The following is a 17,329-nucleotide window of genomic DNA, read 5'->3' as shown; positions in this document are numbered from 1 at the left end:
ATCAGGGATTCAGTAAGGTGGAGTGGGAGGGACTGAAATAGGTTCGATTGGATGTGTGTGAGGGCGATGGGTGGTCGTTCCAGAGCATTTCCCGGGTGATTGCCAGAAGCGGCAGAGTGATGTCGATACAGGCATAATCGGTCTACCGTTGCCCGCCGTGGAGCCTTTGATGAAGTACGCCTTGTTCACCCTCGCCCTGATCCTTAACACCGGGTCGGCCTTCGCCGCCGGCGATGCCGAGGCGGGCGGCAAGCTCTTTGCGAAGACCTGCGGCGGCTGCCACAGTATCGGTGAGGGCGCACGCGGGGGCTTTGGCCCGGAACTCAATGGCATCATCGGCCGTCCTGCGGGGACGACCACCGACTATCAGTATTCCGACGCGATGAAAAACTCCGGCGTGGTCTGGACCCGCGACAAACTCGCGGCCTATATCGAGGCGCCGAAGAAGGTGGTGAGCGGCACGCGCATGATCTTCTGGGGCATCAGTGACCAGGAGAAGATTGACAACATCCTGGCCTACCTCGAAACGTTCCAGCCGAAATAATCATTCCCGCACGTTCTTGAACAGCATCAACCGCGCACTCTCGTGCAGGCCTCGGGTCAGGCCTTGCAAACGCTGGAACTCCTCGGGATGCTGCGCGGCCACGTCGTCCCGCGGGGTGAGGGACGCCAGGTCATGCAGGGTCGGTGAACTGCCGTCGTGCTGCATCTGCAGCAGGAAGTCCTGGGTCACGCCACCGATGATCGGGAAGGTGCCTTCCTGCAGTACCAGCGGCACCATGCGTTCGCCTTCCGGCGCCGGTTGCTGGATATCCCGGCCCATCGTGCCATTGCGAAACGGCACGCCCGCCATGCCGGCTACCGTGGGTAGCAGGTCTGCCAGGCCGACGGCTTCTTCGATCACCCGGGGTTGCAGGCCGGGCGCATGGATCAGCAGTGGCACGTTGTTGCTTTCCAGGCCCAACTGTTCGAAAGCGGGCGCCATGTGGGGGATCTGGCTGATGCGCGTGTTGTGGTCGCCAAAGAACACAAAGATGCTGTTGTCGTAGTAACCGCCTGCCTTGGCGATTTCCATCAGCCGGCCGATGTTGTAGTCCAGCAGGCGCACTGCGTTGTATTGCTCGACGCTGCGTGAGCCGGCGGCCTGGGCCTGCTCCAGTGTCACGTCGCTGACCTGGAAGCCATCGTTGTGCTCGGGGATGGTGAACGGGCGGTGATTGCCGGAGGTTTGCAGGTAGGCGAAGAAGGGCTGCGCCTTGGGTACAGCGCGCAGTAATGCGTCGCCTTCCTTGAACAAGTCCAGGTCGGAAATGCCCCACACGTCTACCCGTGGCGAACGCCAGTGGCGCTCTTCAAACAGCTGCACGCCTTCGATGCTCTGGCGGATCAGGGCATTGATATTCGCCCAGCCGGCGTTGCCACCGATCATGTAGAACTTCTGGTAGCCCTCGAAGGCGTTGATCAGCGTGTGTTGCCGCGTGATCAGCGGGTTACGCGTGGCGGTCTCCTGGCGGGTGACATCCGGCACGCCGGTGATGCTCGCCCACACGGTCTTGGCGGTGCCCGTGACGGGGACGTAGAAGTGTTTGAAGAACCAGCTTTGCGTGGCCAGTTTGTCCAGGTTCGGTGTGGGGTTGAGTGGATTGCCATAGGCACCTACGGCGCTGGTGCCGAGGGATTCGAGCATCACGAAGATCACGTTCGGCGGGCGTTCGACGGCCAGGCGATAAGGCTGCACGCCTTGTGTGCGGGTGAAGTCCAGTTGCTCGGCATCCGGCTGGTCCACGCCCAGGTACTGAGCGACCTGTGGGTAATGCTCGCGTACCTGGGCTTCATCGAATTGCGATTGACCAACCTTGAGCGTGTCGTACAAAAACAGCACCGGGTTCAGGCCCACCGCCGCCACCTGCGCGTTGCCGGAGAAGAACGCGTCGCTCCAGCGCAGCGGCACTGGATTCTCCAGGTTGAGGTTGGCGACGCGACCGAGCAGGGCCAGCAGCACGCCGACCACGCCGATGATGGAAACAGCCACCAAAGACAGTTTGCCGCTGGCACTGGGCGCACGGTCCAGGGTCAACCGCTCAAGGCACACCAACGCCCACACCCACAACGCCACCGCCGCCAGCCAGCACGCGGTTATCCACAGCACTGGATAGGTTTCCCACACCATCTGTTGTGAAATCTGTGCGTCTTGCAGGTAACGCAGAACCGTCGCATTGATGCGCACGCCAAGGTAGGCGTAGTGGCCGAAGTCGATGATGTACACCAGGCCGACCACGGCCAGTGCCACCATCAGGTAGGCGCGGGCCAGCCAGCGCAGGGCGGGGCGTGTGGTCAGGTTCCAGCGTGGGATCCAGGCGAGCAGCGCCAGCGGCAACAGGAGCAGCACCGCCAGGCGCAGGTCGAAACGCAGGCCGATGCCCAAGGTTTCCAAGAGTGCCGGGGTGCCCAGATCAAGGCCGGAAAAACCCAGCACGAACACCAGCCGCAGCGCGACCAGCAAGGCAAACACCAACCCGATCGCGCCCACGCCGTAGCGCAGGCGGCGTGATTGCAACGCACCCATCATTGACCTCTGCTCAATTTCATAAACACCACAATCAACTGTGGGAGCGGGTTTGCTCGCGAATGCAGTGGTTCAGTGCCAGCCATGCTGCCTGACTCTGCGCATTCGCGAGCAAGCCCGCTCCCACAGTTTGAGTTGCATCAATCCCGCGACCACGCAGTAACCCGCCAACAGCGGGTCGACCAGGTAATCCCAATAGTTTTCCGACGCCTTGAGCCGCAGCGCGAAGGCCAGGGTGCCCACCGCCAGCATCCACACGGCCAGTGCATTACGGCGCCACAGCATCAGCAGCGCCAAGGCACCCACCAGCACAATCATGGGCCGAGGGTTGAAGCCCCAGCGGTACGGATCGACATAGGTCAGGCCCAAGGTGGCGGGGTACAGCAGCAGGCTCAACACTGCGAACAGCAGCAACATCTGCACCTGATGCGCACGGCTGATCGGCTGTACCACCCCCAATCGGCGGAGTACAACCCACGCCAGCAACACCAGCGTGGTGATCGCCAGGTCATCGGTAAAACTGCGCACATACGCCGCCAGCGGCAGCTCATTGACCGGGATAAAACTCACCGCCGCCACTACCGGCAACCACCACGGGCGCCACGGAGCGCTGAATCGAAACGCACTCAACAGCACAAACCCCAGCAGCACGAAACTCAAATGAGCCTGCCATAAAGAAACCATTACAGGCGCTCCGCCAGCCAGGCTTCGTTGAAGCTGACATGTTTGATAAAGGTGTTATTCCACGAGTACACCAAGTGGTACATGCCGTCCGGGCTGCGGCTGAAGTACGGGTACTCGTATTCGAAGTCACAGCCCTGGGGTTTGCACACGCGGTAATCGAGGTTGCTGAGAAAGCGCTGCTCCAGCGGCAGGCGCCTGGCGCCACTGGAAGCGCGGAAACCTTCGCCGATGATTTCTTTATAGGCCTGGGGCGAAAACGGTTGGCCGAGCGGGTCGGGTGACTGGTCCAGCTCTACCACCGTGCGCCATTGGCTGAGCTGGGCGTCGGTGCCGTAGAGGCTGAGCTTGAAGCGGCCATCCTGCAGGTCGTTGAGCGCCACCAGCAAGCCGTCATCCTGGGTGCCCACTGCTGCCAGTGAGGAATTGGGGTTGGCCGGCTCCAGCGGGTACGGCTCGCTCCAGGTTTGCCCGGCGTCTTCGGTGCGGCTGGCAAGGACGCGGTGATGGGTGTCGCCGGCATAGCGCAACATCGCCACGGCGCGCTTGCCATCCAGTGGCACGATGGTCGGTTGCAATGAGTTCTTGCCGCGGCTGATGCGGAATTTATCGATCACCGCCCCGTCGGCGCTCAGGTACAGGTATTCGGCAAACTTGCCCATGAACTCGTGGTACACCGGCAGGCCGATGGAACCGTCGGCATGGAACACCGGCGCGGCGCGCACCAGGGTGCTGATATTGAAGAACGGCGAGGTCACCAGTTGCCTCGGCGGCGACCAGCTGGCGCCCAGGTCGTCCGACACCATCAGGTTGATTGCACTGGTGGCCCAGCCGCCGACTGACACCGACACGTAAAACATCCACAGGCGTTTGTCCGGCCCCAGGGCGATGACCGGGTTGCCCAGTTTGCGAATGTAGCGTTGGGTGCCATCGCGGGTGCTTTCGCGCGTGGCCAGGACCTGCTCGGCACCCCATTCGCCGCTGCGCGCATCAAAGCGTGCGGTGCGCACCTGCACGTCGGCGGCGCCCTCGCGCGAGCCGGCGAACCACACCGCCATCAAGTCACCGCCGGGCAGGGCGGTAACGGACGACGAGTGCACGAAGTCGGTGAGCTGGGTGGACACGAACCGGCTGCTGTACTGCGCCGGGGCCGCCACTTTTGCCGTGTTCGGGCTGGCCTGGGCAAACGGTGCCAATACATGGGGCGGATGGCTCTGCCAGGCGGCAAAAAATACCCCCAGCAGGCTGAATATCAATAAGACGGAGCGCATAGGGGACCTGTGGGTAAAAGGGTTACTGCGCACGCTCATCCGGCAGGCGCTTCCTGCGACCGGTGAGCATGGATAACGGCAGGTTGTCCCGCACCTGGAGGCTTTCAACGATGGCGGCCAGCACATGCACACAGACCAGCCCCAGCAGCACATTGGCGGCGGTCTCGTGGATTTGCCGGGGCCAGTCGGCGCCCCATAACGCGTCGACTTCCTGCATCAGGAAGCCGCTGGTGCCGATGGTCAGCAACGCCAGCAACATCAACAGCATCACCAGCGCGCCAATCGGCGAATGCCCCAGGCGATGCTGGGGCCTTCGGTTTAGCAACGAGCGCAAGTGCGCATTCAGGCGTTTCGGCGTCGGCCAAAAGTCCGCCCAGCGCGCGCTGCGCGGTCCGACAAATCCCCACACCACGCGTACCAGCAGCCAGGCCATGGCGTAGTAGCCCAGCCAGACATGCCAGTCATCGCCTGCTTCGTTAAAGAAGTAATTGGCGACAAAGACCCCGGCGATCGACAGATGAAACAGCCTCACCAGCGGGTCCCACAGGCGCAGGGATTCGCCTGGCATCAGCCCTTGATCTCGGTCTTCACGGCTTTGCCGGTGACCGGGTCGTGGTAGATCTCGACCTTGCGCTTGTCTTTGTCGAAGCCGTAGATCTCGTAGCAGTTGCCGTCAGTGACCTTGAACTTGCTGATTGTGTAGCCTTCGGCCTTGAGCTTGTCCTGGAAGGCCTTTTCGTCTTGCCATTGCGAGCGCTCGGCGGTAGTGCACTGCGGGCCGGCGACGGCCAGGGGGCTGGCGAGAATCAGGGACAGCAGGAGAATTTTGCGCATGGAAAAGCTCTCAGCAGAAGTGGGAGGTTTCACAGTGCAAAACCAACCTTAGCGCAACCTTAGTTGGCAATGCGCCGTAACATCTTTGCCGAAATAGCCTGGGCCAGAACCCGGCATGATGCCGCCGATTCCTACAGAGATTTTACTATGCGCCTACTCCTTGTCGAAGATGACCGTGCCCTCGGCCAGGGGATTCGCGTGGCGTTGGGCGCCGAAGGCTATACCCTCGATTGGTTGCAGGATGGCCTCGCGGCCCTGCATGCCCTGCGCACGGAAAGCTTCGACCTGTTGCTGCTCGACCTCGGCTTGCCGCGCCTCGATGGCCTTGATCTGTTGCAGCAATTGCGCGCCGAGCAACACGACGTGCCGGTTCTGATCCTCACCGCGCGAGACGGCACCAGCGAACGCATCGCCGGCCTGGACGCGGGTGCCGACGACTACCTGGTCAAGCCATTCGATGTGGAAGAACTCAAGGCCCGCGTGCGCGCCCTGCTGCGCCGCAGCCAGGGCCGCGCGCAACCGATGCTGGAACACGCCGGCATCAGCCTCGACCCGGTCACCCAGCAGGTGCGCTACCAGGACGCCGACATCATCGTCACCCCGATGGAATACCAACTGCTGCACCAACTGATGGTGCGCCCCGGCAAAGTCGTGACCCGCGAGCGGTTGTCGCGTGCGTTGTATGGCTGGCAGGATCGGGTCGAGAGCAACACCTTGGAAGTGCTGATCCACAACCTGCGTAAAAAATTATCCACCGAGCTGATCCGCACTGTGCGCGGTGTCGGCTATGTGCTGGCGCTCAAGCCATGACCTCGGTCCGCGCGCGTATCCTCATCCCGGTATTACTGCTGATCCTGGCGGGTGACGCCCTGATCAGTTGGTTGGTGCTGCGCGACAGCCACCACGAGATCGAAGAAGTCTACGATGCCCAGCTCGCCCAGAGTGCGCGTCTGCTCCAAGGTGTGCTGCGCCAGCGTGATCCAGGGGAAGCGGATTGGGAGCGTTTGTACCAGGCGTTCGACCAGGCCATGAGTCGCGTGGGGGAGGATGGCGTGGCCCACCCCTATGAAACTCGCCTGACCTTCCAGGTATGGAACCGTGAGGGTGAATTGCTCGTGCGCTCTGCCGAAGCCCCCGTGTTGGCAGCGCCGCCGGCGACCCTCGGTTCCCACGACCTGATGGACAACGGCAACGACTGGTGCGCCTTCCTCCTCGCCGACCCGCAGCAAGGGCTGCTGATCTGGGTGGGCGAGCGCGATGACATACGCCAGGACCTGATCCAGCGTATCGTGCGCCACACCCTCTGGCCGACGCTGATCGGCGTGCCGTTGCTGGCGCTGTTGATCTGGCTGGTGATCGGCTGGGGCTTCACACCCCTGCGCGCGATGGCCCTGTCCATCCGTGGGCGGACTGCCGAAACCTTGCAACCCTTGCACCTCAAGCCTTTGCCCAGCGACTTGGAACCCATGCAAACCGCGCTTAACCGCCTGTTGGTTCAAGTGGATGAGCTGCTGGAGCGCGAACGCCGTTTCATCGCCGACGCTGCCCATGAACTGCGCACACCGCTGGCGATCCTGCGCATTCACGCCCAGAACGCGCAGACTGCTGTCACCGAGGAGCAGCGCGGCGAAGCGTTGGAGTTCCTGGTCAACGGTGTCGACCGCGCCACGCGCATCGGCAGCCAATTGCTGACCATGGCGCGCATCGAACCGCAGTTGAACAACCCCGTGTGCGGGCGTGTGCACCTGACCGAACTGGTGCGCGAAGAACTCGCCGAGTTGACGCCACTGGCCATGGAAAAAGGGGTGGAACTGGTGCTCGAAGGCAATGAGGATTGCTGGGTAGAAACCGAGCCTGTGGCATTGGCCATTGCGTTCCAGAACCTGGTCACCAATGCCCTCAATTTTTCCCCTGTGGGCAGCGAAGTGAAAGTGGTGATTGGTGCTCATTGCCTGAGCGTGAAAGACCAGGGACCGGGGATTCAAGAGGCGCACATCGAGCGCCTGTTCGAGCGGTTTTACAGCCGTGGCAATGCCAATGGCGCAGGGCTGGGGTTGGCGATCGTGCAGATGATCGTCGGCAAGATCGGCTGCCGGTTGGCACTGCATAACCGCAAGCAGGGTGGGTTATGTGCGCGGTTGGTGTTTAACGAGCCCTAAGGGGAGCGCAGAGCGACGCCGATTAAATGTGGGAGCTGTCGAGCCCTGGCGAGGCTGCGATGGCGGCGGCATTGCGGGTATCTTCTTCGGCTGATACATCGCTTTCGCAGCCTCGCTGAAGCTCGACAGCTCCCACAGGGGATGTGCGGTGTCGGCTTTATTTAGGTCTGAAGTGTGAGCGCAATTTTTGCTGCGACGCCGATTAAATGTGGGCGCTGTCGAGCCCTGGCGAGGCTGCGAAGGCATCACCTCGGTATGCCTGCCAAACCACAATGCCTGTATCGCTGCTGTCCTTCAGCCCGACAGGCACACATCCCCCGTGCGGAACAATTTGTTTAAATTCGGGTCCAGTTCTCACTCTACATCCCCGATAAGGACATCCCCATGAAGCGCATCGCGCTGCTTTGCATCGCCCTCTCACTGGGCGCCTGCCAATCCAACCAACGCGACTCATCGCCCAGCCTGCTCAAGGACGGCATCCAGTTTCGGCAGAAAACCGTGGCCGTCGATGCGGATCACGCCAAAGTCATCATGAAAGCCTACGGCGGCACCGCCCCCGTGGAGTTCTCGATCCGCCGCGAAGGCGACCCCGACCAGCGCATGGAAACCCTCGGCACCGTGATGGACACTGGCGAAGGCCGCGTCCTCAACTGGATCGCCAAGCTCAACCAAACCGTTGCCAGTGCAGGGTTCAAGCGTTTTCCACAGCTGGAAATCCAGGCCGATCCTGGCAAGCAACTCACCGTGGCCAGCACGGCGAGCAATCGGGGCAACGGGGTTTACTACAGCTGTGGGCCGGTGATGAGCACCTTCAGCCCGGAGAAGGCAAAGGTGTACCTGGTGGAGTTTCAGTTCAAGCTGGATCCTTCGGCGTGTGCGCTGCAGGTGTTTGATATTACGGATCCGGGGAATCGTGTGTTGATTGGTGGGGCGGGGAGTGAAGCGAAGGCGGGGTGAGTAGGGTTGATTAAGCGGTGGGTGTTGCCCGCCGTTTGCGTGGAAAAGGGCGGGCGAGTACCACACCGTTGAACGTATGGGTGCAGCAATCACAATCGGGTTTCATCTGCTCGGGTGTCAGCTGTGGGTTGACCTTTTGCAGCAGGCCTGCTTCGTCGATACACAAACCGCTGTAGTAGCTGTTCTCATCCGTTCTCACGGACTCCTCCTTGTCGCCTTCATGCATCGCAACGATCCAGAATACGGGCTCCGGGCGATCCAAGCGGGCTTTGGCTTCGCTGAAAACCTCATCCCACGGGTGGCCGACTTTGGATAGGAGAAACCGGAATAGCGGGGTGTAATCAAAGCCGTGTCGTAGATGGCTGTGCATCGAGCCGCGGTTTGAAAGTTTGCCTTTTTCGCTTTTGGTGTGCCGCTCGTACCGGTAGGCGCGACAACTGCCGTGGCGCACGCCGTGGGTTCGGGTGTTGACTGAGCGGTAGAGGACGGGCTTTTGCAGTGTGGGTTTCATCACATCAGGACGCCTTTTTGGGTTGCTTTGGGGGCGGTGGCCAGGCGCCTTGGTAGTGAAAAGAAATCTGGAAGTCGAAAAGATCGGGCTCTATCACCCGCCGGAAATGTGGCTGAAGAATCACTATCCAACTTGGGAGTACGTCAAATCCGCCTGCATAGATTTGCGGTTCCTCGTGTAAATCGAGTTCTTCAAGAATACTGTTGTCTTCCTCAAAGTCTGCTGAGTATTCAGCTGCCTCCAGGATTTCTGTTTGTTTGTTGAACCATTGCAACCGTATTTTCATTGCCATCGCAAACGCTCCACTTATTTCTCTATACGTCTTTCATCTTTGGCCGGGCCACGCCGCTCACCGGTATAAGGGTCAAATGAACCTAGGTGTTTCACATCACTGTATCGGTAGACTTCCAGTTCACCTTTTTCTGAATCCCATTCAAAAAGTCGCTTTCCTTTCGCGTCCTTCCAACGCTCCCGAAGACCGCCACCATTACGTTTTCGCGTCTTTCTCTTCTGTTCTATCAAACCAGGGAAACCCGTAATGTCCTCGGTTTTGGGTGCCGGAAAGTAACTGTGGTCTGGGTTTTTCAAGCCCTTCCGAGGCTCATTCACCACCACATACAGCGGCCGAACCCCCGACTCCGCCGGGAACACCAGGATAAAATCCCGGTACTCCGGTGGATAAATCGGGTTCACCAGAATCTGCGCGGCCTTCTCCGTCGGCGGATAAATCCAGATCACTGGCGCTTGCGGCGCAGCCTCCAAGGCTGGAATACCTAAGGTGTCACTTGGATCAACGGCGGGCGTCCAGATCAACTCCACACCCTCATCCAGATCTGCCACAAACTGATCGCCACGGTGTTGGAACTGCACCACATCAATCATTTGCCAATCGGCATGGTTGCCCGTGTAAAACCCATACCCCTTGAGCGTGCCGTCCTCGCGTTGCTCGATATGCAGACGCATGTGCGAACGCGCCCGTTGCATCGTGCGTAACTGCTCCTCGCTGTAGAGCGCGCTATCACCCAGCTCCGACGGCCAGGCCAGCGCCACCAACCCCGTGAGCAGGCCCCCGGCAGCGGACCCGACGGCAGTCACCGCCGACTCCAGAACCGCCGAGCGCAACGCCAATTGCCCCAGGCCTGCGGGCAGTGCACTGCCGCCAATCTTGCGCAAGGCGACTGTGCCCTGGCTGCCCACCTCACGCCCGCCCAGCAGGCTTAAATGGGCGTACTCCTTGATGAGTTCCAGCGGGACATACCCGGCCGGGTTGAAGTATTGGGTGATGCCGTCAGGCAGTTGGCAGGGCTTAAGGAAAACGCAGCCGGGCGGTTTGGCGAGCGTGGGGGCCGGGGCAGGGGGTGGTTCGAAATAATCAACAGACGGCAAATAGGACACGCGCGATGGCTGCGGAGTCAGGATCCGTCGTTTGCGTATCGCTTCTTCGGTGGGCGGATAAAAGCGTTCTGACATGACGGGCTGACTTCCTTGTGCGAGGAAGTGAGCCTACGAGGGGGGCCCAGAAGGTTATGTCGGCTTAATTCGGTGGTTGGCGTGGGAAAAGTGGACAGTGCTTCCTTCGGCAACTTGTTTCGAATATTGCGATTTTCGTTTGTTTCGTTTAGCTTCGGTCGCAACTGAATTAAGTGTCGCCGGAGCTGCATCATGATCACCAATCACCTTCCCAAAACGATCCTTCCGCTGGAAAAGGAAGTCGAAGCCGCCGTACAAGGCCAGCGCGAATTGGCGTCCTTGCTATCGACCAAATTTGAAACCCAGCGCATCGACATCTTTGACAAAGAAGACAAACCCCACACCCTCGTACTCCCAACCTCAGCACTGCGCCTGTTGGTGGATATCCTGGGCGAGTTGGCTATCGGCAATGCCGTCAAGGTAGTCCCGGTGCATGCCGAACTCACCTCGCAGGAGGCCGCTGACCTGCTTAACGTTTCACGGCCACACCTGGTCAAGATGCTGGAGGAAGGCGCTATTCCCTTTACAAAAACCGGTCGGCATCGGCGAATCCGGTTTTCGGATTTGATGGCGTTCAAGCAGCGGCGAGATGAGGAAAGCCAGGAAGCAATGGAAGCGCTGGCGAATCAGGCCCAGGAGCTGGGAATGGGGTATGACGGATGAGGTGTTCGCCTTTTACCGCTGTATATGATGCTTGTGTTCTCTACCCGGCGGCGCTTAGGGATTTGCTGATGTGGCTTGGCCTGTCAGGGCTGTATCGAGCGAGATGGACTAGCCAGATTCATGAGGAGTGGAAGCGCAACGTACTCAAGAACCGACCCGATCTCACTGCTGAGCATGTGAATTGCACGTCAGCGCTGATGGACAAGGCTATACCTGACGCTTTGGTTACTGGATATGAGGATCTGTGTTCGAGCTTGGATCTGCCCGATCCGGATGATCGTCACGTACTGGCGGCCGCAATTCGGAGTAAAGCTGAGGTTATTGTGACCTTCAATTTGAAAGACTTCCCGACGCAGATCCTGTCTGCTTATGACATTGAGCCGATGCATCCGGATGACTTTATTTCGGATCTATGGGATCTGGATCAGGCGGCGGTGCTGGGGGCTGCGCAAAAGCAGAGGCGGGCGTTGAAGCGGCCTCCGATGGAGGCGGGAAGTTATCTTGAGATGTTGATGCGACAAGGGCTGGCACAGACAAGTAAGCTGCTTGGACCTTATGAGGTCATGCTATAAATTTTATATGTGAAGGTGTGACTTTGACTGAGGGTAACTGCGCCTGAAAAACCGTAAGGCAATAGCGCGCCTGCAGTAAAGAAGACCTCGGGACGCCAAGGTCTTTTTTTGCCCGCCGATCAGCCCAGCAGATGCTTGGAAATCAACCGCGAGATTTCCACAATCGACGTCTTCCCCGTGAACTCGAACTTCACCTTCCCCAACGACGAAAAGTAAATCTCCAGCTCCGAGTCCAGATCAAACGTCCCGGACGTCTCCACCGAATACGCCACGATGTTCTTATACGGCAGCGAGGTGAAGTCCTTCTTGCTGCCGGTAATGCCTTGCACGTTCACCGCGATGATGCGCTTGGTGGTGAACACCACACCGTCACGCATGGCCTTGTAGGCGTCGACCACTTCCTCACCGTCGAGCAGCAGGGCCGAGACGCGTTCGGCGTATTCATTGTTTTGCTTGAGCTTGAAGAAGCCTTTGTTGTTGAAGTCGATCATGGGCCTGCCCTTGGGTGAGTGGTGCGGTGGGTGTATGACGTTTTGCTCGCGGATCTGTATCTAACACGCGCATTTTGAACGCCCTACCATGGCGTCCAAGCCTACAACGTTGGCCAAATGTTTCACGTCGACAGAACAACAATCAAGGAGCCAAACGATGCCTGAAGTGTCCAGCTGGTTGGCCTATGCGCTGATTTCACTCGGCATGGTGCTGACGCCCGGCCCGAACATGATTTACCTCATCTCGCGGTCGATTTGCCAAGGGCGTACCGCGGGCTTTATTTCCTTGGGCGGCGTTGCGTTGGGCTTTTTGGTGTACATGCTGTGCGCGGCATTGGGGATCACCGCGTTGGTGATGGCGGTGCCATTTGCCTACGACGCCCTGCGATTGGGCGGTGCACTGTACCTGGCTTACCTGGCCTGGCAGGCGATCAAGCCGGGTGGCCGTTCGCCGTTCCAGGTTCAGTCCCTGCCCCAGGACAGCCCGCGCAAGCTGTTTACCATGGGCCTGGTGACCAACCTGCTGAACCCCAAGGTGGCGGTGATGTATATGTCGTTGCTGCCCCAGTTCATCGACCCGAACGGCCACGGCAGTGTGCTGGCGCAATCCTTGGTGCTGGGCTTTACGCAGATTTTCATCAGTGTGAGCGTCAACGCGCTGATTGCCACCATGGCGGGTTCGATCGCGGTGTTTTTTGTCACCCGCCCGGGCTGGCAAGTGGTGCAGCGCTGGCTGATGGGCTCGGTGCTGATGGGGTTGGCGGTGCGGATGGCGGTTGAAGGGCGGCGGTAGAGCGCCTTACTGGATGTCTTTGAGGTAATCCTTCAGGTTGGTCAGTGGTCCGCGCAGTTCATCCAACTGAGCAGCGTGTTGCACGTCACTCGCCAACCGTTGCAGCTCGCGGCCCATCACCGTATCGGGGCCGCCCAATGCCTCAAGTGCTTGATCGACACATTCCGCTAGTTTGGATTGAATAACGGCCAAATTGCCTTGCCGCACCAACAACCCAAACACTTCCCGCTCATACCCGTCCATCACCGGATCATCCCGCAAAACTGGGCTGCCGCCGTCCGTCTCGTGCACCAGCTTCAGTGCAAAAAGCGCAACCGCTTCCAGCGTCAATTCCATGGTGTCGGTTCCTCGGGGTGTGGGGGACGGCGATGATCACTGTTCTGCGCGTGAAAAAAAAGACCCACTACCGTGAACGTGGCGGCTCCCGCCACCGCAAAGTCCTGGGCCCGAGGAACGATATTAGTTAGCCATGTTCCAACTGGCCGTGCCAAGCGCACCCGGCCACCAGACGGAGAGGGTGCACGGCTTAACCCATTACAAGGACGCAAACACTCATGCAGTCATCGCCCACCCAAGCACCTTCCGCCACCGGCGAACGGGTCGCCAGTTTTCGCCACGGCAAGGGCTTCCTGATTTTCAGTGTGGTCTTCGGGGTTGTGTTGCTTGCCCTGGCCGGTTTCGTGCTGTACCTGGGCACGATCCTGCCACCGGGCAACGATGGCCCGGTCAACCTCCAGACGTCACGTGGCATGGCCTTGAACTTCGCCAACCCGCATACCCTTATCTACGCCACCAGTGCCTTGCTGGCCGTACTCGCCCTGGGCGTGTTTGCGGCCTACGCCTGGCACAAAAAACTGCGCGCCCCACGCTACAACGTGTTTGAGTTCGGCATCGAGCGCATCATCAACGAGCAACGCGAGTACACGGCGTTCGCCGATATCGAAGACCTGTACCTGTTCGGCTCCGGGCAAACCGTGATGACCGGCATGATCACCAACCTGGCCTATCGCCGTAACGCATCCGAGCCGTTCCATCGGGTGACTGAAAGCCTCAAGGGCTTCTACGAGTTCCAGCAATTGGTGCGCGAACTGCACGTACGTGCACGCATGCCGGCAGTGATCGCGACGCTGGAGATGGGTGCGGCGGTGACGTTCAACTGCATCAGCTCGGGGCAGGTCTGGGGCAAGCGCGTGAGCGGCAACTTCCTGAAAATTACCACCACACCGATCTTGGTCAGCCGCGCATTCCTGGAGTACCAGGGCCGCAACGTGCCGATGTCGTCGCTGCGCACCGTCGACCTCAACGCCTGGACCGAAAAAGTGGTGATCAAGGACGAGAGCGGCAACCCCGTGTTGTCGACCATCGCCACCGGCATTCTGAGCCACGACCTGTTCCTCAATACCCTCGACGCCGTGTTTGCGGCTGAACGACACACACGCGAGCTGGCTTGAGCCGGCCGCGTCATAGCTGAGGATAAAACGATGATTTATCGCGGCGCAGGCTGGCTGACGTTGTTTACACCGGTGGCCATGGTGCTGCTGTTGATGTGGCTGTGGCCCGACCCCAGCGTCAAACCCGGCAACACATCGCTGATGCAGGTGTTGATCGGCTTCGGGGTGGGTTCAGCGATCAACACCGTGCTGGGCGTTGTACTGAACCGACAACCGCACACCGATGGCGTGCGCCACCACTTCTTTTTTATGCCGATGCAGTGGCCGGCGCTGGCGATCACGGTGGTTTGCACGCTGATCGCCTTACTGAAATAACCCTACCGGCCGCTCGGCAAGGGCGGCCGCGTCTCGGCCTGTTCAAGGCTGACAGGGTAAGTGGTGTCAGTATCGCCGTCTTCCACGTGCAGGTTGCTTGGGTTCGTCGCAAGATCATCTACGGTTCGAGCGGGCGGGCGACCTCAAGCAAATGCCAGCTTCAGATCCACTGATCATTCACAGCGGTACGCTCCCCACCTTCATGCCCGGTATTCAAGATGCCCCGTGGCTCGATCATCATCAGCTTGGCCTCGCCTTCGGAGGCTGTGCTGTGCTCTACGCCGCGAGGGACCACGTACAGCTCACCTTGCGCCACATAGACCGGACCGCCTGGAAGGTCGATACGCAGGGTGCCTTCGAGTACCAGGAAGGCCTCGTCGGTTTCGGGGTGGGAATGCCAGATGAACTCGCCTTCGATGCGTACCACCTTGAACTGGTAGTCGTTCATCTCGGCGACGACGCGTGGGCTCCAGTGTTGGTCGATCAGGGAGGCTTTATGAGTGAGGTTTATGGGGTGGGTTGAGGGCAGTGGCTGGACCATGACGGGTGCTCGGATGGGGGGAGACGTCAGGTTAGCGAGGGAGGGGGTGGTGGGGCTTGTACGATCTTGCGAGGTAGCGGTGGTTGATTGTGTAGGGCGCGCACTTTTCTACAGAGGAAAAACGGTCGTGAGTTTCATGGTCTTTTTTTAGGATGGGCCGAGGGAGACTCGCGTGTTTCATATAAATCGTGGTTTGCAGCTCAATTATGTAAGCAGGGATACAAATCCCTATGGCCTGCTTGAGTGCGCGCCTGCGTTGGTAAGTGCTCCCCGTTGATAGAACCTTAAGTCGTATGGCACGGGTTGCAGCAGTGGAAGCATCCGTTGATCTTCTCGTTCACCCATGTTGATAGAGCTGCAACTGCAGCGCTGTGGCATATGAATACAGCCGGTTGTGGTGTTGTGTATCGCCTAGTCGCCTTTAGGCTGAACATTCTTGTTGATGATGAAAGACTGCACCTGCCAAGCCCTCGCGAGCTATCTATTCACGGAGGTTGTTATGAGGTCATCAGACTGTTATCGGTGGAATTTCAAGTGAATCGCTGTGTTTTCTTGGATGCGGTTTGACCCTCAGCGCTTGCGCAGCGAGGGTCATTGCCGCTTGAGAGTTTGCTCTATCTTAGTTTGAAACCTGTTCAAGGAAGATCAGTTGCAAAGGCTCCTTGAGCAAGCTATCGGCATTTGCTGCAAATTCCTTGAAGTACGGCGTTGCAAAGTGCGCATCGAGGGCGGCCTGATTCTTAAAGGCTTCACGCATGTAGAACGTACCCGGCTCGTCACGCAGCTCAAACAGCACATAGTCAAGGTTACCGGGCTCGGTGCGCGTTGGTTCAACCAGCGCCAACAAGCCTTGCTTGAGTGCCTGCTGCTGACCGGGTTTGGCCTTGAGCACGGCGATGGATACCAAGGGCTTTTGCATAGCGGTCGCTCCGTTGGGGGAAAGGTTCGGGTGTTGGCTGGCGCAGCCTGAGGTCATCGACACCATCAGCGTCAACCCCATGGACTTGATCAAGGTATTCATGCAAACCCCTCCAGCACAATCTTGCCACGCGCCTTGTTGCTCTCGACCAGCGCATGGGCACGGCGCATGTTGGCCGCATTGATAGCGCCGAAATGCTCACCCAGGGTGGTCTGCAAAATGCCTTGGTCGATCAGTTTGGCGATGCGATTGAGCAGATGATGCTGGTGGATCATGTCCGGGGTTTCGAACAGCGAGCGGGTGAACATCAACTCCCAGTGCAGGGACAATGACTTGAGCTTGAGCGGCATCACGTCCAGGCTGCGGGGATCATCGATCACTCCCAGGCGCCCTTGTGGTCGCAACACTTCGATCAATTGCGGCAAATGCTCTTCGGTGTGTGTCAGGCTGGCCACATGACTCACCTCGCCAACGCCCAGCGCCTGCAGTTGGGCCAGCATCGGCTGGCGATGGTCTATCACGTGATCGGCGCCCATGCGCTTGACCCAGTCGACAGTCTCCGGGCGCGAGGCGGTACCGATCACGGTCATGCCGGTCAACTCGCGAGCCAGTTGCACCAGCATCGAGCCCACGCCGCCGGCGGCACCTACCACCAGCAACACATCGCCATCGCCGCCGTCTTCGCGTACACCCAGGCGATCAAACAACAATTCCCAGGCGGTGATCGAGGTCAGCGGTAAGGCCGCAGCGTGGGCAGCGCTCAACGACTGAGGCCGGTGCCCGACAATACGCTCGTCCACCACCTGCAGTTCACTGTAACTGCCTGCCCGGGTCAGCGAGCCGGCGTAGTAGACCTTGTCCCCCGGCTTGAACAAACGGACTTCGGCGCCGACGTCGCGCACGGTACCGGCCGCGTCCCAGCCGAGCACCTTCGGTTCCTTGGCGAAGCTGCCGGAGCGGACTTTGGTGTCCACCGGGTTGACCGCGACCGCCTCCACTTCCACTAGCAGGTCCCTAGGGCCAGGCGTTGGCGCGGCAATATTGACGTCTTGCAGTGAGCGCGGGTCGTGGATGGGTAGACCGTGTTCGGTAAAGGCGATGGCTTTCATGGCAACTCATTGATGAGGGGGTTGCG

The 17,329-nt window shown here is 59.6% G+C and carries 22 protein-coding genes; 9 read left to right on the top strand and 13 right to left on the bottom strand.

Annotated features, from left to right (window positions below; all coding sequences use genetic code 11):
• The first annotated feature begins 169 nt into the window (after positions 1–169).
• Positions 170–544 (top strand): cytochrome c family protein, encoded by a 375-nt coding sequence (locus CQ002_RS14185; protein ID WP_034109283.1) that lies wholly within the window; start codon positions 170–172, stop codon positions 542–544.
• Here the strand turns inward: CQ002_RS14185 and CQ002_RS14180 are convergent, their stop codons facing one another.
• From CQ002_RS14180 to CQ002_RS14160, 5 genes are all read right to left on the bottom strand, one after another.
• Positions 545–2,566 carry an LTA synthase family protein gene (locus CQ002_RS14180; protein ID WP_034109384.1) on the bottom strand — a complete coding sequence of 674 codons (2,022 nt, stop codon included), beginning with the start codon at positions 2,564–2,566 and terminating at the stop codon, positions 545–547.
• A 72-nt stretch (positions 2,567–2,638) separates the two neighbouring features.
• A complete protein-coding gene (locus tag CQ002_RS14175; protein WP_034109282.1) occupies positions 2,639–3,250 on the bottom strand; it encodes a hypothetical protein in 612 nt (203 codons plus the stop codon).
• Entirely contained in the window at positions 3,250–4,518 is a 1,269-nt protein-coding gene (locus tag CQ002_RS14170; protein WP_034109281.1) for an exo-alpha-sialidase, read from the bottom strand. The genes CQ002_RS14175 and CQ002_RS14170 overlap by 1 nt, the downstream gene beginning before the upstream one ends.
• Before the next feature lie 22 nt (positions 4,519–4,540).
• Complete coding sequence (locus CQ002_RS14165) at positions 4,541–5,086, bottom strand: cytochrome b/b6 domain-containing protein (RefSeq protein ID WP_034109280.1); 546 nt, start codon at positions 5,084–5,086, stop codon at positions 4,541–4,543.
• Entirely contained in the window at positions 5,086–5,352 is a 267-nt protein-coding gene (locus CQ002_RS14160) for a PepSY domain-containing protein (protein WP_015885790.1), read from the bottom strand. Before CQ002_RS14160 ends, CQ002_RS14165 begins: the two co-directional genes overlap by 1 nt.
• Before the next feature lie 147 nt (positions 5,353–5,499).
• Here CQ002_RS14160 and CQ002_RS14155 point away from each other — a divergent pair, with 147 nt between their 5' ends.
• The 3 genes from CQ002_RS14155 (at position 5,500) to CQ002_RS14145 (ending at position 8,468) form a co-directional block, all read left to right on the top strand.
• Positions 5,500–6,162 carry a response regulator gene (locus tag CQ002_RS14155; protein ID WP_034109279.1) on the top strand — a complete coding sequence of 221 codons (663 nt, stop codon included), beginning with the start codon at positions 5,500–5,502 and terminating at the stop codon, positions 6,160–6,162.
• A complete protein-coding gene (locus CQ002_RS14150; protein ID WP_034109278.1) occupies positions 6,159–7,511 on the top strand; it encodes a sensor histidine kinase in 1,353 nt (450 codons plus the stop codon). Before CQ002_RS14155 ends, CQ002_RS14150 begins: the two co-directional genes overlap by 4 nt.
• 384 nt (positions 7,512–7,895) lie before the next feature.
• A complete protein-coding gene (locus CQ002_RS14145; RefSeq protein WP_034109277.1) occupies positions 7,896–8,468 on the top strand; it encodes a hypothetical protein in 573 nt (190 codons plus the stop codon).
• 10 nt (positions 8,469–8,478) lie between these two features.
• Here the strand turns inward: CQ002_RS14145 and CQ002_RS14140 are convergent, their stop codons facing one another.
• From CQ002_RS14140 to CQ002_RS14130, 3 genes are read right to left on the bottom strand one after another with little or no spacing between them, the layout of a single operon-like run.
• Positions 8,479–8,979 (bottom strand): hypothetical protein, encoded by a 501-nt coding sequence (locus CQ002_RS14140; protein WP_234010359.1) that lies wholly within the window; start codon positions 8,977–8,979, stop codon positions 8,479–8,481.
• Positions 8,980–8,983: 4 nt separating this feature from the next.
• A complete protein-coding gene (locus tag CQ002_RS14135; protein ID WP_105162835.1) occupies positions 8,984–9,271 on the bottom strand; it encodes a colicin E3-like toxin immunity protein in 288 nt (95 codons plus the stop codon).
• Between the two features lie 14 nt (positions 9,272–9,285).
• A complete protein-coding gene (locus CQ002_RS14130) occupies positions 9,286–10,449 on the bottom strand; it encodes an S-type pyocin domain-containing protein (protein ID WP_105162834.1) in 1,164 nt (387 codons plus the stop codon).
• A gap of 192 nt (positions 10,450–10,641) precedes the next feature.
• Here CQ002_RS14130 and CQ002_RS14125 point away from each other — a divergent pair, with 192 nt between their 5' ends.
• Entirely contained in the window at positions 10,642–11,112 is a 471-nt protein-coding gene (locus tag CQ002_RS14125) for a helix-turn-helix domain-containing protein (RefSeq protein ID WP_034109274.1), read from the top strand.
• Positions 11,109–11,684: a PIN domain-containing protein gene (locus CQ002_RS14120; RefSeq protein WP_034109273.1), complete on the top strand. Its 576-nt coding sequence runs from the start codon at positions 11,109–11,111 to the stop codon at positions 11,682–11,684. The genes CQ002_RS14125 and CQ002_RS14120 overlap by 4 nt, the downstream gene beginning before the upstream one ends.
• Positions 11,685–11,803: 119 nt before the next feature.
• Here CQ002_RS14120 and CQ002_RS14115 read toward each other — a convergent pair whose 3' ends face one another.
• Positions 11,804–12,175, bottom strand: a complete 372-nt coding sequence (locus CQ002_RS14115; protein ID WP_098467339.1) for a PH domain-containing protein — start codon at positions 12,173–12,175, stop codon at positions 11,804–11,806.
• Between the two features lie 157 nt (positions 12,176–12,332).
• On the opposite strand from CQ002_RS14115, the gene CQ002_RS14110 reads away from it, so the two are divergent.
• Positions 12,333–12,968 (top strand): LysE family translocator, encoded by a 636-nt coding sequence (locus CQ002_RS14110; RefSeq protein WP_034109271.1) that lies wholly within the window; start codon positions 12,333–12,335, stop codon positions 12,966–12,968.
• A 6-nt stretch (positions 12,969–12,974) separates the two neighbouring features.
• Here CQ002_RS14110 and CQ002_RS14105 read toward each other — a convergent pair whose 3' ends face one another.
• Entirely contained in the window at positions 12,975–13,304 is a 330-nt protein-coding gene (locus tag CQ002_RS14105; RefSeq protein WP_069078201.1) for a hypothetical protein, read from the bottom strand.
• Between the two features lie 218 nt (positions 13,305–13,522).
• Here CQ002_RS14105 and CQ002_RS14100 point away from each other — a divergent pair, with 218 nt between their 5' ends.
• Together CQ002_RS14100 and CQ002_RS14095 are read left to right on the top strand one after the other, a co-directional pair.
• Complete coding sequence (locus CQ002_RS14100; RefSeq protein ID WP_034109269.1) at positions 13,523–14,419, top strand: hypothetical protein; 897 nt, start codon at positions 13,523–13,525, stop codon at positions 14,417–14,419.
• Between the two features lie 30 nt (positions 14,420–14,449).
• Positions 14,450–14,734, top strand: coding sequence for a hypothetical protein (locus CQ002_RS14095; protein ID WP_069078203.1), 285 nt, complete (start codon positions 14,450–14,452; stop codon positions 14,732–14,734).
• A gap of 160 nt (positions 14,735–14,894) precedes the next feature.
• Here the strand turns inward: CQ002_RS14095 and CQ002_RS14090 are convergent, their stop codons facing one another.
• The 3 genes from CQ002_RS14090 to CQ002_RS14080 form a co-directional block, all read right to left on the bottom strand.
• Positions 14,895–15,275, bottom strand: a complete 381-nt coding sequence (locus CQ002_RS14090; RefSeq protein ID WP_105162833.1) for a cupin domain-containing protein — start codon at positions 15,273–15,275, stop codon at positions 14,895–14,897.
• A gap of 619 nt (positions 15,276–15,894) precedes the next feature.
• Positions 15,895–16,194, bottom strand: a complete 300-nt coding sequence (locus CQ002_RS14085) for a putative quinol monooxygenase (protein ID WP_034109382.1) — start codon at positions 16,192–16,194, stop codon at positions 15,895–15,897.
• A 98-nt stretch (positions 16,195–16,292) separates the two neighbouring features.
• The gene (locus CQ002_RS14080; RefSeq protein WP_034109265.1) at positions 16,293–17,303 is read right to left on the bottom strand and encodes a zinc-binding alcohol dehydrogenase family protein; all 1,011 of its coding nucleotides are present in this window, start codon (positions 17,301–17,303) and stop codon (positions 16,293–16,295) included.
• Positions 17,304–17,329: the final 26 nt, after the last annotated feature.

Source organism: Pseudomonas sp. MYb13 (genome assembly GCF_002980075.1).
In the GTDB taxonomy this organism is placed as follows: domain Bacteria; phylum Pseudomonadota; class Gammaproteobacteria; order Pseudomonadales; family Pseudomonadaceae; genus Aquipseudomonas; species Aquipseudomonas lurida.
Note: the sequence above shows the minus strand (reverse complement) of the source record. Positions and strands in the feature narration are given on the sequence as shown.

Coding starts and splice junctions, on each gene's coding strand:
- CQ002_RS14155 (WP_034109279.1), top strand. CDS start 5,500: ATGCGCCTACTCCTTGTCGAAGATGACCGTGCCCTCGGCCAGGGGATT.
- CQ002_RS14120 (WP_034109273.1), top strand. CDS start 11,109: ATGAGGTGTTCGCCTTTTACCGCTGTATATGATGCTTGTGTTCTCTAC.
- CQ002_RS14150 (WP_034109278.1), top strand. CDS start 6,159: ATGACCTCGGTCCGCGCGCGTATCCTCATCCCGGTATTACTGCTGATC.
- CQ002_RS14180 (WP_034109384.1), bottom strand. CDS start 2,566: ATGGGTGCGTTGCAATCACGCCGCCTGCGCTACGGCGTGGGCGCGATC.
- CQ002_RS14145 (WP_034109277.1), top strand. CDS start 7,896: ATGAAGCGCATCGCGCTGCTTTGCATCGCCCTCTCACTGGGCGCCTGC.
- CQ002_RS14095 (WP_069078203.1), top strand. CDS start 14,450: ATGATTTATCGCGGCGCAGGCTGGCTGACGTTGTTTACACCGGTGGCC.
- CQ002_RS14130 (WP_105162834.1), bottom strand. CDS start 10,449: ATGTCAGAACGCTTTTATCCGCCCACCGAAGAAGCGATACGCAAACGA.
- CQ002_RS14085 (WP_034109382.1), bottom strand. CDS start 16,194: ATGCAAAAGCCCTTGGTATCCATCGCCGTGCTCAAGGCCAAACCCGGT.
- CQ002_RS14185 (WP_034109283.1), top strand. CDS start 170: ATGAAGTACGCCTTGTTCACCCTCGCCCTGATCCTTAACACCGGGTCG.
- CQ002_RS14110 (WP_034109271.1), top strand. CDS start 12,333: ATGCCTGAAGTGTCCAGCTGGTTGGCCTATGCGCTGATTTCACTCGGC.
- CQ002_RS14135 (WP_105162835.1), bottom strand. CDS start 9,271: ATGGCAATGAAAATACGGTTGCAATGGTTCAACAAACAAACAGAAATC.
- CQ002_RS14170 (WP_034109281.1), bottom strand. CDS start 4,518: ATGCGCTCCGTCTTATTGATATTCAGCCTGCTGGGGGTATTTTTTGCC.
- CQ002_RS14115 (WP_098467339.1), bottom strand. CDS start 12,175: ATGATCGACTTCAACAACAAAGGCTTCTTCAAGCTCAAGCAAAACAAT.
- CQ002_RS14125 (WP_034109274.1), top strand. CDS start 10,642: ATGATCACCAATCACCTTCCCAAAACGATCCTTCCGCTGGAAAAGGAA.
- CQ002_RS14175 (WP_034109282.1), bottom strand. CDS start 3,250: ATGGTTTCTTTATGGCAGGCTCATTTGAGTTTCGTGCTGCTGGGGTTT.
- CQ002_RS14105 (WP_069078201.1), bottom strand. CDS start 13,304: ATGGAATTGACGCTGGAAGCGGTTGCGCTTTTTGCACTGAAGCTGGTG.
- CQ002_RS14165 (WP_034109280.1), bottom strand. CDS start 5,086: ATGCCAGGCGAATCCCTGCGCCTGTGGGACCCGCTGGTGAGGCTGTTT.
- CQ002_RS14160 (WP_015885790.1), bottom strand. CDS start 5,352: ATGCGCAAAATTCTCCTGCTGTCCCTGATTCTCGCCAGCCCCCTGGCC.
- CQ002_RS14140 (WP_234010359.1), bottom strand. CDS start 8,979: ATGAAACCCACACTGCAAAAGCCCGTCCTCTACCGCTCAGTCAACACC.
- CQ002_RS14090 (WP_105162833.1), bottom strand. CDS start 15,275: ATGGTCCAGCCACTGCCCTCAACCCACCCCATAAACCTCACTCATAAA.
- CQ002_RS14080 (WP_034109265.1), bottom strand. CDS start 17,303: ATGAAAGCCATCGCCTTTACCGAACACGGTCTACCCATCCACGACCCG.
- CQ002_RS14100 (WP_034109269.1), top strand. CDS start 13,523: ATGCAGTCATCGCCCACCCAAGCACCTTCCGCCACCGGCGAACGGGTC.